11 protein-coding genes are annotated in these 15,403 nt (G+C 72.9%); 8 read left to right on the forward strand and 3 right to left on the reverse strand.

Going from position 1 to position 15,403, the window contains the following annotated elements:
* Positions 1–59 precede the first annotated feature (59 nt).
* Positions 60–2,459, reverse strand: a complete 2,400-nt coding sequence (locus QK440_RS09450; protein ID WP_282792592.1) for an MFS transporter — start codon at positions 2,457–2,459, stop codon at positions 60–62.
* A gap of 321 nt (positions 2,460–2,780) precedes the next feature.
* Positions 2,781–3,224: an SRPBCC family protein gene (locus QK440_RS09455; RefSeq protein ID WP_190137492.1), complete on the reverse strand. Its 444-nt coding sequence runs from the start codon at positions 3,222–3,224 to the stop codon at positions 2,781–2,783.
* Between the two features lie 169 nt (positions 3,225–3,393).
* Here QK440_RS09455 and QK440_RS09460 point away from each other — a divergent pair, with 169 nt between their 5' ends.
* The 3 genes from QK440_RS09460 to QK440_RS09470 all read left to right on the forward strand — a co-directional run bounded on the left by QK440_RS09460 (position 3,394) and on the right by QK440_RS09470 (position 6,725).
* Entirely contained in the window at positions 3,394–4,434 is a 1,041-nt protein-coding gene (locus tag QK440_RS09460) for an Rv2578c family radical SAM protein (protein WP_282792557.1), read from the forward strand.
* A gap of 216 nt (positions 4,435–4,650) precedes the next feature.
* Positions 4,651–6,234 (forward strand): alpha/beta hydrolase, encoded by a 1,584-nt coding sequence (locus QK440_RS09465; RefSeq protein WP_282792558.1) that lies wholly within the window; start codon positions 4,651–4,653, stop codon positions 6,232–6,234.
* A 65-nt stretch (positions 6,235–6,299) separates the two neighbouring features.
* The gene (locus QK440_RS09470) at positions 6,300–6,725 is read left to right on the forward strand and encodes a RidA family protein (RefSeq protein ID WP_282792559.1); all 426 of its coding nucleotides are present in this window, start codon (positions 6,300–6,302) and stop codon (positions 6,723–6,725) included.
* 9 nt (positions 6,726–6,734) lie between these two features.
* Here the strand turns inward: QK440_RS09470 and QK440_RS09475 are convergent, their stop codons facing one another.
* Positions 6,735–7,313, reverse strand: coding sequence for an adenylosuccinate lyase (locus QK440_RS09475; RefSeq protein WP_282792560.1), 579 nt, complete (start codon positions 7,311–7,313; stop codon positions 6,735–6,737).
* Positions 7,314–7,689: 376 nt separating this feature from the next.
* Between QK440_RS09475 and QK440_RS09480 the strand changes: the two genes are divergently transcribed.
* From QK440_RS09480 to QK440_RS09500, 5 genes are all read left to right on the forward strand, one after another.
* Complete coding sequence (locus QK440_RS09480; protein WP_282792561.1) at positions 7,690–9,522, forward strand: 3-hydroxyacyl-CoA dehydrogenase family protein; 1,833 nt, start codon at positions 7,690–7,692, stop codon at positions 9,520–9,522.
* 118 nt (positions 9,523–9,640) lie between these two features.
* The gene (locus QK440_RS09485) at positions 9,641–10,468 is read left to right on the forward strand and encodes a TetR family transcriptional regulator (RefSeq protein ID WP_282792562.1); all 828 of its coding nucleotides are present in this window, start codon (positions 9,641–9,643) and stop codon (positions 10,466–10,468) included.
* Between the two features lie 488 nt (positions 10,469–10,956).
* Positions 10,957–12,294 (forward strand): crotonyl-CoA carboxylase/reductase, encoded by a 1,338-nt coding sequence (gene ccrA, locus QK440_RS09490; RefSeq protein ID WP_282792563.1) that lies wholly within the window; start codon positions 10,957–10,959, stop codon positions 12,292–12,294.
* An 82-nt stretch (positions 12,295–12,376) separates the two neighbouring features.
* A complete protein-coding gene (locus QK440_RS09495; protein ID WP_282792564.1) occupies positions 12,377–14,428 on the forward strand; it encodes a protein meaA in 2,052 nt (683 codons plus the stop codon).
* Positions 14,425–15,399, forward strand: a complete 975-nt coding sequence (locus tag QK440_RS09500; RefSeq protein WP_282792565.1) for a CoA ester lyase — start codon at positions 14,425–14,427, stop codon at positions 15,397–15,399. The genes QK440_RS09495 and QK440_RS09500 overlap by 4 nt, the downstream gene beginning before the upstream one ends.
* Positions 15,400–15,403: the final 4 nt, after the last annotated feature.

The raw sequence follows: 15,403 nt of genomic DNA on the forward strand, positions 1-15,403 counted from the left end.
ACCCGACCCCCATGGACCCGACCGCCGTGGCCCCGACCGCCCCGGGGCGTCTCCGTGCCTCAGCGGTGGTCCTCGTGCCCCAGCTGCACGTCCCGCTCCGTGCGGCCGCCGCCGGCGACCTGGAGCACCGTGGCGACCGGGGGGTAGCCCGCCGCGATCACCGTGTACTCGCCGGACGACAGGTCGACGAACCGGAACGTGCCGTCCGTGCCGGTCGTCAGGGTGTCGACGACGTTGCCCCCGGCGTCCAGGAGGGTCACGCGCGCGTCCTCGACGGGCCGCCCGCCGCCGGCCCGCACGGTGCCGCGCAGCACCGCTCCCCCGGCGAGCTCGACGTCCTGCCGCGTCTCCCGGGCAGCCTGCACGCTCACCGGCAGGGCGGCCGGCCGGAACGCGGGGGCGCTCGCGGCGAGGGTGTACTCGCCGGCCACCAGCTCCGTGAACACGTAGCCGCCCTCGCGCCCGCTGCGGGTCGTGGCGACGACGTCGCCGCGGACGTCGGTCAGCGTCACGGCGGCGTCCCGGACGGGCGTGCCGTCGGCGGTGCACACGCTCCCGGCGAGCCGCCCCGCCCCGCCGAGGACGACGTCGAGCTCGACGGGGCGCTCGCCCACGGTGACGGTGACGGCCTGGGGCTGGTGGCCGCCCGCCGCGGCGATCAGCACGAACGATCCGGCGCCGGGCGTGGCCAGCGCGTACCGGCCGTCGTCCCCGCTGGCGCCGCGCCCGACCTGGCGGCCCGCGACGTCGATGAGCGTCAGGGCGGCGCGCGGCACGACGGTGCCGTCCGGGTGCTGCACGGTGCCGCAGACGGGCACCCCGGCGTGCGGGGACCGGGCCTCGGGGACGACCGGGGGCTCGGCGAGGGAGGCGTGGGTGGACGCGGCACTGGACAACAGGGGGGTCTCCTTGAGGAAAAAGGCGAACAGCAGGCCGAGGGCGAGCACCGGCACCAGGTAGAGGAAGATCCGGGGCATCGCGTCCGCGTACGCCTGGATGTAGCCCTCGCGCAGGTGAGCGGGCATCACGTGGACGACCTGCGGGGTGATCGACTCGGGGTCCGGCAGGCCGGCGGTGTCGGGCAGCCGCTCGGCGAGGGCGTCGGTGAGCCGGGCGGTGAAGAGCGTGCCGAAGACGGCGGCGCCGACGCTGCCGCCGATCTGCCGGAAGAAGTTGCTGGCGCTGGTGGCGGTGGAGAGGTCGGCGGCCGGGACGGCGTTCTGCACGGCGAGGATCAGCACCGGCATGACCAGGCCGACACCGGCGCCGAGGACGGCCATCCACAGGCTGTAGTGCAGTCGGGGCGTGTCGGTCTCCAGGCGCGAGAGCAGGTACACGCCGACGACGGACAGCGCGCTGCCGAGAATCGGGTAGACCCGGTAGCGCCCGGTGACACTGATGAGCTGCCCGGCGACGATCGACGCGCCGACGACACCGCCCATCATCGGCAGCATCAGCAGCCCGGACTCCGTGGCGCTCGCGCCGTCGACCATCTGCAGGTACGTCGGCAGATAACTGGCCGCGCCGAAGAGGGCCATCCCGATGGCGATCCCCACCAGGCCCGTGACGACGAAGACGGAGTCGCGGAAGAGCCGCAGCGGAATGATCGGTTCTGCCGCGCGGCGCTCGGCCAGCAGGAAGAGCACGGCCGAGACCGCGGCCCCGCCCGCGAGCCCCAGGATGACGCGTGAGCCCCACGCGTACTCGGTGCCGCCCCAACTGGTGAGCAGGACCAGGCAGGTGGAGGCGGCGGTGAGCAGCAGGGCGCCGAGCACGTCGAGGCGCCCGCGCGCCGCGGGCTTGGGCAGCTTCAGCACGAGCGCCACCACGACCAGGGTGACCAGGCCGAACGGCACGTTGAAGTAGAAGCACCAGCGCCAGGAGACGTGGTCGGTGAAGAACCCGCCGAGCAGCGGCCCCGCGACGGACGCGAGGCCGAAGACAGCGCCGATCATGCCCAGGTAACGGGCCCGCGCGCGGGGCGGCACGATGTCCGCGATGATCGCCTGGACCCCGATCAGCAGGCCGCCCGCGCCGACGCCCTGGAGGGCGCGGAAGGCGATGAGCTGGTCCATGGTGCGCGACCAGCCGGCGAGGGCGGAGCCCACCACGAAGACGACGATCGCGAACTGGAAGACGCCCTTGCGCCCGAAGAGGTCCCCGAGCTTGCCGTAGATCGGCAGCCCGACGGTGGCCGTGAGCACGTACGCGGTGATGGCCCAGGACATCCGGTCCAGGCCGTGCAGCTCACCGACGATCTTCGGCAGCGCCGTGGCCACGATCATCTGCTCCAGGGCGGCCAGCAGCAGGGCCAGCGTCAGGCCGAAGAAGACCATCCGGACCCGGGCGGGGCTCAGCCCCTGCCCGGCCGGGCCCCGGCCGTCGGGGGGCGGTGACTCCTGCGCCACGTCGGTGGACGGGCCCCGGGCGGCCTCCCGGTCGCCGTGCTCGGCCCGCATCGCCAGCGTCGTCCCGCCCACCTGGTGCTCCCCTCGTCCGCCTGCGCCGCCCATTTCTCGCATTACGCGACAACTGCGAGCAAGCGCGACGAGTCGCCCCGAGAGGTGCACCGGCGCACGTTAGCGCCGGTGGGAGCCCTACGGCGCACGACCCGAGGGCGACGAAAACCACTCGAAACGGTGAGCTGCCGAACAACCCTGATGGCTTAAACGGGAGTTGGGGCCGGCACGACACGGTTCCGTGTCACGCCGGCCCCAACTCCCGTGGTCCGGTCGGTCACTTCCGGCCAGCGCCTCCCGGCCGGCCGGCGCCTTCCGGCGTCACTTCCCGACCTCGGCGGCGAGCCGCTCCAGGACCGCGTCGTAGATGCGGGCGAGGCCCTTCGGGGCGAACGTCCGCTCGAAGAAGCCGCCGATGCCGCCCGCGCCGTTCCACACCGAGGTGACGACCACGCGCGCCTGGCCCTCGCCCGCCGGGGTCACGCGCCAGGTGGTGACCATGGAGGAGTTGCGGTCCTTCTCGACCAGTTCGCCGTCGGTGGGCTCGGTCACGTCGAGCAGGCAGTCGCGGACGCGCTTGCTGGTCGCCTGGAGCTTCCAGTGGACGAGGGTGCCCTCGCCGTCGCCGCCCTCGCGCACCTCGTACTCGCTGAAGTGCTCCGACAGGACCTTCTCGCGCGTGCCGCTGTAGTCGGCCAGCGCATCGAAGACGTCCTCCGGCCGTGCCGCGATGATCCGCTCCGTGGTCGCCTCGACCTGCGCCATGGCACTTCCTCCAGTTGGTGTCTCGGGGGTTCGACGGTCACCCAACCACCCCGTGCGGCGGCGCCCCAAATCGGGGCCCCCTCCGGGCCGCGCGCCACGCCCGTACGGCGCTCGCACGATCATGGGAACACATGTTCTATTCTGTGGTCAGTGCTACCGAGGAGGCGCCATGCGCTGGGAGAACCTGTCCGACGGGCCGCGCCGGGGCGCCGCGGACGCCGCGCTGTTCGGCGCGGACGCGGTGACCACACGGACCTTCGACACCCCGGAGTTCCGCGGGATCACCTTCCACGAGATCCGGGCCAGAACGATCGTGAACCGCGTGCCCGGGGCCTCGCGCATGCCCTTCGAGTGGACCGTCAACCCCTACCGCGGCTGCACGCACGCGTGCGTGTACTGCTTCGCCCGCAAGACGCACAGCTACCTGGACCTGGACACCGGGCTCGGCTTCGACAGCCAGATCGTCGTGAAGGTGAACGCGCCGGAGCTGCTGCGCCGCCAGCTCGCCTCGCGCCGCTGGCACGGCGAGCACATCGCGATGGGCACCAACGTCGACTGCTACCAGCGCGCGGAGGGCCGCTACGCCCTGATGCCCGGCATCATCGAGGCGCTGCGCGACCGCGCGAACCCGTTCTCGATCCTCACCAAGGGCACGCTGATCCTGCGCGACCTCGACCTGCTGCGGCAGGCCGCCGCCGTCACCGACGTCGGCATCTCGGTGTCCGTCGGCTTCCTGGACGAGTCGCTGTGGCGGACCGTCGAGCCGGGCACGCCCGCGCCCGGGCGCCGCCTGGAGGTGGTGCGCACCCTCACCGCGCACGGCATCGGCTGCGGCGTCCTGATGGCGCCGGTGATCCCCTTCCTCGGCGACGAGCCGGAGCAGCTGCGCGCCACGGTGCGGGCGATCGCCGAGGCCGGGGCGACGTCGGTGACCCCGCTGGTCCTGCATCTGCGCCCCGGCGCCCGCGAGTGGTTCATGTCCTGGCTGGGACGGCACCATCCGCACCTGGTACGCCGGTACGAGCGCCTGTACGCGGAGGGCGCCTACGCCCCCACCTGGTACCAGCGCCGGATCACCCGGCAGGTGCACGAGCTGGCCGAGGAGTTCGGCATCGGCCCCACGCGCGCGGGGGCGGCGCGCCGGATACGCGCCGCCCAGGAGCCCGAGCCCGAGCCCGCGCCGGGGCCCACCCAGCTCACCCTCCTGTGACCCTGGGGCCCTGTCACCCTGCCCCCGCGACACCGCGACCCCGTGAAGCCGTGAAGCCATGAAGCCGTGACCGTCGAGCCATGAGCACCCGTGTCCACTTGGTGCTCCTTTCCGGGCATATATCGCCGGATCGCCCTTCCTCGGGCGAGCTTTCCGGGACCATGCGGCGGGGGCCGTGCGCCGCACGGCTTCGCACGCCCCGCCCCGGGAGGCTCGATGAGAAGAACCGCCGTCTCGCTGTGCGGCGCCGCCGCACTGGTGGCCGGTCTCGTCGCGGCGGTGCCCGCCGCGGGCGCGGACCCGCGGACCACACCCGGCGCCCCGCGCACCCACAAGCCCCTCGCGTGGAAGGCGTGCGCGACGCCGGAGTACCCGCGCCTGGAGTGCGCGTCCCTGCCGGTACCGCTCGACCACGACCACCGGCACGGGCGGCAGGTCACCCTGGCCCTCTCCCGGGTGCGGCACACCTCGTCGGCGTACCAGGGCCCGCTCCTGGTCAACCCCGGCGGCCCCGGCGCCGGCGGCCTGGCCACCGCCGGGTTCGTCGCGGCGTCGCTGCCGGAGCGGGTGGCCGCGCGCTACGACGTCGTGGGCTTCGACCCGCGCGGTGTCGGCAGGAGCACACCGGCCCTCACCTGCCGCCCCGGGCACACGGACCCCGTGCGCCCCGACTCGGTTCCCGCCACGCCCGCCCTCGAGCGGGCCGGCCTGGACCGGGCGCGGGCGTTCGCCGAGGCGTGCGCGAAGAAGTACGCGGACGTGCTGCCGTACGTCGGCACGGTCAGCGCGGCCAAGGACCTGGACGCGATCCGGGCGGCGCTCGGCGCGCGGAGGATCAGCTACTTCGGCTACTCGTACGGCACCTATCTGGGCGCGGTGTACGCGAAGCTGTTCCCGGACCGGGTGCGCCGCATGGCCCTGGACTCCGTGGTCGACCCGGACGCCGTCTGGTACGAGGCCAACCTCGCGCAGGACTTCGCCTTCGACGCCCGCCACAAGGCGTTCCTCGCCTGGGTGGCCCGGCACGACGCCCGGTACGCGCTCGGCAAGGACCCGGCACGGGTCGAGGCCGCGTGGTACGCGATGCGCGCCGCCGTCGCCAAGGAGCCCGCGGGCGGCAGGGTCGGCGCCGCCGAGCTGGAGGACACCTATCTGCCGGGCGGCTACTTCGACGGCTACTGGCCGCTGCTGGCCGAGGCGTTCGCCGCCTACGCGAACGACCGGAGCGTCGAACCGCTCGTGCGGGCCTACGAGGCCCTGGGCGCCGCGGACGCGGCGACCGACAACGGCTACTCGGTGTACGCGGCCGTGCAGTGCCGGGACGCGCCCTGGCCGCGCCGCTGGAGCCGGTGGCGCGAGGACCACACGAGGACGCACGCGAAGGCGCCCTTCGTGACCTGGAACAACGCCTGGTACAACGCGCCCTGCGCCTTCTGGCCCACGGCCCCGCTGCGCCCGGCGGACGTCCGCAACACGGCGCTGCCGCCGGTGCTGCTCCTCCAGGGCACGGACGACGCGGCCACGCCGTACGAGGGCGCGGTCACGATGCGCCGCAAGCTGCGCGGCGCGAGCCTCGTGGTGGAGTGGGGCGGCGGCAACCACGGCGTCACGCTGAGCGGGAACGCCTGCATGGACCGGTACCTGGCGGCGTACCTCGACAAGGGCGAGGTGCCGCGGAGCGGCGGCGAGGTCGACGCGGTGTGCAAGGCGCCGCCCGGGCCGGAGCCGGAGCCCGCGCGCACCGGGGACGCGGCGGCGCGCGGCGCCGAGCTGCGCGGGCTGCTGCGCTTCCGGGGCTGAGCCTTTGAGGCGAACGGGACGCCGCGCCGGGCGCGTTGCCGGGTCCGTGGTCCACCATGGAGATCATGAACCGTCTCACGCACCTCCACGCGCCCGAGGGCGTCGCGCCCGCCACGGCGTACACCCACGTCGTCGCGGGCACCGGCCGCCTGGTCGCCGTCTCCGGCCAACTCCCCCTCGACGAGCGGGGTGAGCTGGTCGGCGCGGGCGACCCCGCGGCCCAGGCCCTCCAGGTCTTCGAGAACCTCCGCCGCTGCCTGGCGGCCGCGGGCGCCGGCTTCGACGACGTGATCAAGCTGACGTACTTCCTCACGGACATGGCCCACCTGCCCGCGGTCCGCGCCGCGCGCGACGCCCACCTCGACCCGGAGCGCCTCCCCGCGTCCTCGGCCGTCCAGGTCGCGGCGCTGGTGGCGCCCGAGTACCTGATGGAGATCGAGGCGCTCGCCGTGGTGGCGGAGGAGCCGGGGAAGGCGGCCGAGGGCGCCTGACCCTCCGGCTCACGCCGACACGCGCGCCAGCGCCGCCGAGGCCGCCGCCGCGAGGCGGGGGTGGGCGCAGGCCGCCTCCAGGACCGGGATCGCCCGCGGGTCCCCCAGCGCGCCCAGGCCCTCCACGCAGGCGAGCGCCACCTTGCCGTAGGGGTCGTTCGGCGTGAGGCGGCGCTGCAGGGTGACGATCAGGGCGGGCGCCGACTCGGGGGCGCGCAACTCGGTGAGCAGCCGCACCGGGTGCAGGGCGTAGGCGACGCGCAGCTCGTTCGTGGCGAGGGCGGCCGCGGCGCGCGCGGTGCGCGGATCGCCGAGCCGGGCGAGCGCGTACGCGGCGGCGGCGCAGCGCGGCGGGTCCCGGTGGTTGAGCAGCAGCACCAGGGACTCGAAGGCCCGCTTGTCCCCCGCCGCGCCGAGCCGCACCGCCGCCAACTCCCGCGCCCACAGCGGCTGCCCGGCCGCGTGCAGCATCCCCGCGAGCTCGTCCGGGTCGTCGACCGCCAGCAGCCTCTCGTACGCCTCCAGCTCTCCCGACGCGGCAGCCTCGCGTCGTAAGCGGTCCGTCACCGTACGCAACTCCGCATCCATGCGGTGAGCCTAGTCGCGACGGAGGTCACAGACACCGGGGGCTGGCGCGCTCGTTACTCACCGGTTAATCTCATCTGAGCGGGGCACACTCCCCGTAAGCAGTTCCACAGCTCCTGACGGCCTGGTGACGCAGCCGTCGCGAGTGCTGTCGGTTTGGTACGCACGTACCGCAGGACGACGTGGCTCCGGGACAGGGCCCGTCGGCTCCCTCTCGCGCACTTTGCCGCGCGCCGCTCCCCGCTCCATGCCGCGCGCCGTGCACCACTTCACGCCGCTCGCGCGGTCGCCACGCACGCGTGCCGACGTGTCGGGTGCGCCCCCGCCGGGCGCCCCTCGCGTGCGCCCCCAGTCGTCACTCACTTCCTGGAGTCCCCGCATGGACGCCTTCTCCGCCAGTTCGTCCGGTACACCCGGTACGCCCGGTGCCTCCGGTACGCCCCTGAACACCGTCGCCGTCGTCGGTCTCGGCACGATGGGCACCGGCATCGCCGAGGTCCTCGCCGTCGCGGGCCGCGAGGTCGTCGGCATCGACATCAGCGAGCAGGCCGCCGCGCACGCCGTGGCCGCCCTAAAGGCCTCCACCGCGCGCGCCGTGCGCCGCGAGCGCCTCACCGAGGGCGAGCGCGCGGACGCCCTCGCCCGCTTCCACACCGCCACCGACCTGCGCGCCGCGGCCGACGCCGACCTGGTGATCGAGGTCGCGCCGGAGTCGTACGAGGTCAAGCAGCAGATCTTCCGCGAGCTCGACGGCATCGTGCGGCCGGACACGATCCTCGCCACCGGCACCAACGCGCTGTCCGTGACCCGGCTCGCGGCCGACTCGGCCCGGCCCGAGCGGGTGTTGGGCCTGCACTTCTTCAACCCGGCGCCCGCGATGAAGCTCGTGGAGGTGGTGTCGTCCGTGCTCACCGCCCCCGGGGCCGTCGCCGCCGTCACCGAGCTGGCCACCGCCCTCGGCAAGGAGCCCGTCGCCGTCGGCGACCGCCCGGGCTTCGTCGCCGACGGGCTGCTCTTCGGCTACCTCAACCAGGCCGCGGCGATGTACGAGGCGAAGTACGCGAGCCGCGAGGACATCGACGCCGCGATGCGCCTCGGCTGCGGGCTGCCCATGGGGCCGCTGGCGCTGCTCGACCTGATCGGCGTCGACACCGCCCGCACCGTCCTCGACGCCATGTACGCCGAGTCGCACGACCGGCTGCACGCGCCCGCGCCGATCCTCAAGCAGCTCAGCGAGGCCGGCCTGACGGGGCGCAAGGCGGGCCGCGGCTTCTACACGTACGCCGAGCCGGACAGCGGCGAGGTGGTGCGCGACGCGCTGACCCCGGTCGAGGGCGCGCGGCAGACGCGGGGGCGCGAGGTGCGCGCGGTGGGCGTGGCCGGCTCCGGCACGATGGCGTCCGGTATCGCCGAGGTGTTCGCGAAGGCCGGGTACGACGTGGTGCTCGCCGGCCGCAGCGAGGAGAAGGCCGTCGCCGCCAAGGCGCGGGTGGCCGCATCCCTCTCGCGCTCCGTCGACAAGGGCCGCATGACCGCGGAGGCGGCCGCCAAGACCCTGGACCGGATCGCGCCGTGCGGCTCGTACGAGGCGTTCGCCGACGTCGACCTGGCGCTGGAGGCGGTCGCCGAGGACCTGGAGGTCAAGCGGCAGCTCTTCGCGACGCTCGACAAGATCTGCAAGCCGGGTGCCGTCCTCGCCACCACGACCTCCTCGCTGCCGGTGGTCGCCTGCGCCCGCGCCACCTCGCGCCCCGGCGACGTGATCGGGCTGCACTTCTTCAACCCGGCGCCCGCGATGAAGCTGGTCGAGGTGGTGCGGACCGTGCTGACCGCGGACGAGGTGCACGCGACCGCCCGCGAGGTGTGCGCAACGCTCAAGAAGCACCCGGTGGACTGCGGGGACCGCGCCGGGTTCATCGTGAACGCCCTGCTGTTCCCGTACCTGAACAACGCGGTCAAGATGGTCCAGGAGCACTACGCGACCCTTGACGACATCGACGCGGCGATGAAGCTCGGCGGCGGCTACCCGATGGGCCCCTTCGAGCTCCTGGACGTCGTCGGCCTGGACGTGTCCCTGGCGATCGAGAAGGTCCTGCACCGCGAGTTCCGCGAGCCGGGGCTCGCGCCCGCGCCGCTCCTGGAACACCTGGTGGCCGCGGGCTGCCTCGGCCGCAAGACGGGCCGTGGCTTCCGCGAATATGCCCGGCGCTGACCGGTCGCCGGACGGCGCGGCCGCGGCGCACCACGTCGCGCGCGGCGGCCGCGCGGGCTGGGGAGGGCTGCTCGATCCGTCGGGCGGCCCCGTCCCACGGGCGCACCCGGCTGCGCGCATGCAGTACGTTCAGGGCATGTCCAAGGCCGCCAAGTCCTCACGTACGCCCGCTACGCCCGACGCCCCCGAGAGCACCGCGGGCAGCCGCGCCGCGGCCCAGCGGCTCAAGATGCGCCGCGAGCTGGCGGCCGCGGCGATGGAGCTGTTCGCGTCCAAGGGCTACGAGGCGACGACGGTCGACGAGATCGCGGCGGCGGCCGGTGTGGCCCGCCGGACCTTCTTCCGCCACTTCCGCTCCAAGGAAGAGGCGATCTTCCCCGACCACGACGACACCCTGATCCGCGCGGAGGCCGTGCTCAACGCGGCGCCCGCGCACGAGCACCCGCTCGACACGGTGTGCCGCGGCATCAAGGAAGTCATGAAGATGTACGCGGCCTCGCCCGCGGTCTCCGTGGAGCGCTACCGGCTGACGCGCGAGGTGCCCACGCTGCGGGAGCGCGAGATCGCCTCGGTGGCGCGCTACGAGCGCCTCTTCACGCGCTACCTCCTGGGCCACTTCGACGAGCACGCGCACCACGACGGCAACGACGACCCGCTGCTCGCGGAGGTCGCGGCCTCGGCCGTCGTCACGGCCCACAACCACGTGCTGCGGCGCTGGCTGCGGGCCGGCGGCCAGGGCGACGTGGAGGCCCAGCTCGACCACGCCTTCGGGATCGTGCGGCGGACCTTCGGCACGGGCATCGGCGCCGGGCGGGACGCGGCGCCCTCCGGGGCCCCCGCGACGGTCTCCGACCGCGGTGAGGTCCTGGTGACGGTGGCCCGCACGGACGCGCCCCTGGACGAGATCATGCGCACCATCGAGAAGGCCCTGCGCACCCGCCCCTGACCCGGCGAGCACCCCGCCTCCCCCACCCGCCCACCCGCCCCGTCCGAGGGCCGGTGGGCGGAGGCGTATCCGCGTCCGGGGCCGCGCACGGCGGAGGCGTCCCCGTGCCCACCCCCTCGCGCACCCCCTCTGACCTGCGATGATCGATCATCGCTCAGATGAACCCGGGCGATGACAACTGAGAGAAATTGTTGGCACTGAGTGTCTTGCCGACTGGCACGCGGTGTCATACGTTGATGTTGTCCGGGCGGCCGGCGCACGGACACCACCCGAGCGCCGGCTGTCCCCGCAAGCCTCGGCGAGCGCGCCCGGACGCCTGCGTCACAGGCACCTCACGCGCCCCACCACGGCGCCGCCACAGCACCACCTCCGCCGAACCGACGGCACCCCTTCCCGTACTCCCCGACGCGTACGCGAACCCTTCCAGCACCACCCCGACGTACCCCTCAGAGCGCCCCGCCAGGGGCGCCCTTCGCCGGAGGCAACCCATGCAGGAAATCCTGGACGCGATCCAGTCCCCGGACACCTCGGCCGCCGACTTCGCCGCGCTGCCGCTGCCCGAGTCCTACCGCGCGGTGACCGTGCACAAGGACGAGACGGAGATGTTCGCGGGGCTCGCCACGCGCGACAAGGACCCCCGCAAGTCCCTGCACCTGGACGAGGTGCCGGTGCCCGAACTCGGCCCGGGCGAGGCCCTGGTGGCCGTGATGGCGTCGAGCGTGAACTACAACTCCGTGTGGACCTCGATCTTCGAACCGCTGTCGACCTTCGGGTTCCTGGAGCGGTACGGCAAGGTCAGCGAACTGACGAAGCGCCACGACCTGCCGTACCACATCATCGGCTCCGACCTGGCCGGCGTGGTCCTGCGCACCGGCCCCGGCGTCAACGCCTGGAAGCCCGGCGACGAGGTCGTCGCGCACTGCCTGTCCGTGGAGCTGGAGTCCAGCGACGGGCACAACGACACCATGCTCGACCCGGAGCAGCGCATCTGGGGCTTCGAGACCAACTTCGGCGGCCTCGCCGAGATCGCCCTGGTCAAGTCCAACCAGCTCATGCCCAAGCCGGACCACCTGAGCTGGGAGGAGGCCGCCGCGCCCGGCCTGGTCAACTCCACCGCCTACCGGCAGCTCGTCTCCCGCAACGGCGCCGCCATGAAGCAGGGCGACAACGTCCTGATCTGGGGCGCGAGCGGCGGACTCGGGTCGTACGCCACGCAGTTCGCGCTGGCGGGCGGCGCCAACCCCGTCTGCGTGGTGAGCAGCCCCCAGAAGGCCGAGATCTGCCGCGCCATGGGCGCCGAGGCGATCATCGACCGCAACGCCGAGGGCTACAGGTTCTGGAAGGACGAGCGCACCCAGGACCCCAAGGAGTGGAAGCGCTTCGGCAAGCGCATCCGCGAGCTCACCGGCGGCGAGGACATCGACATCGTCTTCGAGCACCCGGGCCGCGAGACCTTCGGCGCGTCCGTGTACGTCACCCGCAAGGGCGGCACCATCACCACCTGCGCCTCGACCTCGGGCTATATGCACGAGTACGACAACCGGTACCTGTGGATGTCCCTGAAGCGCATCATCGGCTCCCACTTCGCCAACTACCGCGAGGCGTGGGAGGCCAACCGGCTCATCGCCAAGGGCAAGATCCACCCGACCCTGTCGAAGGTGTACTCCCTGGAGGACACCGGGCAGGCCGCCTACGACGTGCACCGCAACCTGCACCAGGGGAAGGTCGGCGTCCTCGCGCTCGCGCCCTCGGAGGGGCTCGGCGTGCGCGACCCCGAGACCCGCGCGAAGCACATCGACGCCATCAACCGCTTCCGGAACGTGTGAGGACGCGCACGCCCTCGCGGCCCCCGAGGACACCGGGAGCCCCGCGCACACCGAGAACACCAAGGACTCCGAGGTTACGTACATGACGGAACGTCAGAAGGACCGGCCGTGGCTGATGCGCACCTACGCCGGTCACTCCACGGCCGAGGCGTCGAACGAGCTCTACCGGCGCAACCTCGCCAAGGGCCAGACGGGCCTCTCGGTCGCCTTCGACCTGCCGACGCAGACCGGCTACGACCCGGACCACATCCTCGCGCGCGGGGAGGTGGGCCGGGTCGGGGTCCCCGTCTCCCACCTGGGTGACATGCGGCGGCTCTTCCAGGACATCCCCCTGGAGCAGATGAACACCTCCATGACGATCAACGCGACGGCCATGTGGCTGCTCGCCCTGTACCAGGTCGTCGCCGAGGAGCAGGGCGCCGACATCACCAAGCTCCAGGGCACGACGCAGAACGACATCGTCAAGGAGTACCTGTCCCGCGGCACCCACGTGTTCCCGCCCGGGCCGAGCCTGCGGCTGACCACCGACATGATCACGTACACGGTGGCGCACATCCCGAAGTGGAACCCGATCAACATCTGCAGCTACCACCTGCAGGAGGCCGGGGCCACGCCGGTGCAGGAGATCGCGTACGCGATGAGCACGGCGATCGCGGTGCTCGACGCCGTGCGCGCCTCCGGGCAGGTGCCCGAGGAGACGTTCGGTGACGTGGTGGCGCGCATCTCGTTCTTCGTGAACGCCGGCGTCCGGTTCATCGAGGAGATGTGCAAGATGCGGGCGTTCGGCCGCATCTGGGACCGCGTCACGCGCGAGCGCTACGGCGTCACGAACCCCAAGCAGCGCCGCTTCCGCTACGGCGTGCAGGTCAACTCGCTCGGCCTGACCGAGGCGCAGCCGGAGAACAACGTCCAGCGCATCGTCCTGGAGATGCTCGCCGTCACGCTGTCGAAGGACGCCCGCGCGCGTGCCGTGCAGCTCCCGGCCTGGAACGAGGCCCTCGGCCTGCCCCGGCCCTGGGACCAGCAGTGGTCGCTCCGCATCCAGCAGGTCCTCGCCCACGAGTCGGACCTGCTGGAGTACGAGGACATCTTCGCGGGCTCGCACGTCGTCGAGGCCAAGGTGGACTCGCTCGTCGAGGCGTCCCTCGCGGAGATGGACCGCATCGAGCAGATGGGCGGCGCGATGGCCGCCGTGGAGTCCGGGTACCTCAAGTCGCAGCTCGTCTCCTCGCACGCGGAGCGGCGCGCGCGGATCGAGGCCGGCGAGGAGAAGATCGTGGGTGTGAACGTCTTCGAGGCGACGGAGCCCAGTCCGCTCACCGCCGACCTGGACACGGCGATCATGACGGTCGACCCGGCGGTCGAGGCGCGCGTGGTGGCGGCGGTGCGCGAGTGGCGCACCACGCGCCAGGAGTCCTCCGACCGGCAGGGCGGCGGCGACCCGTTCCACTTCCCGACGGTCCGGCAGACCCTCGACCGGCTCAAGGAGGTCGCCGCCGGCACCGGCAACCTGATGGAGGCCACCCTGGAGTGCGCCCGCGCCGGTGTGACGACCGGCGAGTGGGCGGGGGCCCTGCGGGAGGTCTTCGGCGAGTTCCGGGCGCCCACGGGCGTCTCCGGGGCGCCGGTGGCCGTCACCGCCGAGGCGGGCACGCCGCTCGCCCTGGTGCGCGAGAAGGTCGAGAAGACGGCCGCCGACCTCGGCACCGGCAAGCTCCGCTTCCTGGTCGGCAAGCCAGGCCTCGACGGGCACTCCAACGGCGCCGAGCAGATCGCCGTGCGCGCCCGGGACGCCGGCTTCGAGGTGGTCTACCAGGGCATCCGGCTCACCCCGGAGCAGATCGTGGACGCCGCGCTCGCGGAGGACGTGCACGCGGTGGGCCTGTCGATCCTCTCCGGCTCGCACGCGCAGCTCGTGCCGGACGTCCTGACCAGGCTGCGCTCCGCCGGGGCGAACGACATCCCCGTCATCGCCGGCGGCATCATTCCCAGCAGCGACGCCGAGGACCTGAAGGCGGCGGGTGTGGCCGCCGTGTTCACCCCCAAGGACTTCGGCATCACGGAGATCATCGGCCGTATCGTCGACGAGATCCGCACAGCGAACCACCTCGACCCCCTGGAGGTCCCCGCATGACCCAGCAGCCCCCGGCTGTGGACCGGCTCCGCCCGCGCCGCTCGTGCCTCGCGGTCCCCGGCTCCAACCCCCGCTTCCTGGAGAAGGCCCAGGGCCTGGCCGCCGACCAGGTCTTCCTCGACCTGGAGGACGCGTGCGCGCCGCTCGCCAAGCCGGAGGCGCGGCACACCATCGTCAAGTTCCTCAACGAGGGCGACTGGACCGGCAAGACGCGGGTCGTCCGCGTCAACGACTGGACGACGGAGTGGACGTACCGCGACGTCGTGACCGTCGTCGAGGGCGCGGGCCCGAACCTCGACTGCATCATGCTGCCCAAGGTCCAGGACGCCCAGCAGGTGGTCGCCCTCGACCTGCTGCTCACGCAGATCGAGAAGACCATGGGGTTCGAGGTCGGCCGCATCGGCATCGAGGCGCAGATCGAGAACGCCAAGGGCCTGGTCAACGTGGACGAGATCGCGGGCGCCTCGTCACGTCTTGAAACGATCATCTTCGGCCCGGCCGACTTCATGGCATCGATCAACATGAAGTCGCTCGTCGTGGGCATGCAGCCGCCCGGCTACCCGGCGGACGCGTACCACTACATCTTGATGCGCATCCTGATGGCCGCCCGTACGCACGACCTCCAGGCGATCGACGGCCCCTTCCTCCAGATCAAGAACGTCGACGGCTACCGCGAGGTGGCGCAGCGCGCCGCCGCGCTCGGCTTCGACGGCAAGTGGGTGCTTCACCCCGGGCAGGTGGAGGCCGCCAACGAGGTGTTCTCGCCCTCCCAGGAGGACTACGACCACGCCGAGCTGATCCTGGACGCGTACGCGTACTACACGTCCGAGGCGGGCGGCAAGAAGGGCTCCGCGATGCTCGGCGACGAGATGATCGACGAGGCGAGCCGGAAGATGGCGCTGGTCATCGCGGGCAAGGGCCGCGCGGCGGGCATGCGGCGCACCTCCACCTTCGAAGCCCCGGAGGCCTGAGACC

The organism is Streptomyces sp. CC224B, from assembly GCF_030010595.1.
Taxonomy (GTDB): domain Bacteria; phylum Actinomycetota; class Actinomycetes; order Streptomycetales; family Streptomycetaceae; genus Streptomyces; species Streptomyces longispororuber.

Coding starts and splice junctions, on each gene's coding strand:
- QK440_RS09460 (WP_282792557.1), top strand. CDS start 3,394: ATGCGCTGGGAGAACCTGTCCGACGGGCCGCGCCGGGGCGCCGCGGAC.
- QK440_RS09500 (WP_282792565.1), top strand. CDS start 14,425: ATGACCCAGCAGCCCCCGGCTGTGGACCGGCTCCGCCCGCGCCGCTCG.
- QK440_RS09455 (WP_190137492.1), bottom strand. CDS start 3,224: ATGGCGCAGGTCGAGGCGACCACGGAGCGGATCATCGCGGCACGGCCG.
- QK440_RS09485 (WP_282792562.1), top strand. CDS start 9,641: ATGCAGTACGTTCAGGGCATGTCCAAGGCCGCCAAGTCCTCACGTACG.
- QK440_RS09495 (WP_282792564.1), top strand. CDS start 12,377: ATGACGGAACGTCAGAAGGACCGGCCGTGGCTGATGCGCACCTACGCC.
- QK440_RS09470 (WP_282792559.1), top strand. CDS start 6,300: ATGAACCGTCTCACGCACCTCCACGCGCCCGAGGGCGTCGCGCCCGCC.
- QK440_RS09475 (WP_282792560.1), bottom strand. CDS start 7,313: ATGGATGCGGAGTTGCGTACGGTGACGGACCGCTTACGACGCGAGGCT.
- QK440_RS09480 (WP_282792561.1), top strand. CDS start 7,690: ATGGACGCCTTCTCCGCCAGTTCGTCCGGTACACCCGGTACGCCCGGT.
- QK440_RS09450 (WP_282792592.1), bottom strand. CDS start 2,459: ATGCGGGCCGAGCACGGCGACCGGGAGGCCGCCCGGGGCCCGTCCACC.
- QK440_RS09465 (WP_282792558.1), top strand. CDS start 4,651: ATGAGAAGAACCGCCGTCTCGCTGTGCGGCGCCGCCGCACTGGTGGCC.
- ccrA (WP_282792563.1), top strand. CDS start 10,957: ATGCAGGAAATCCTGGACGCGATCCAGTCCCCGGACACCTCGGCCGCC.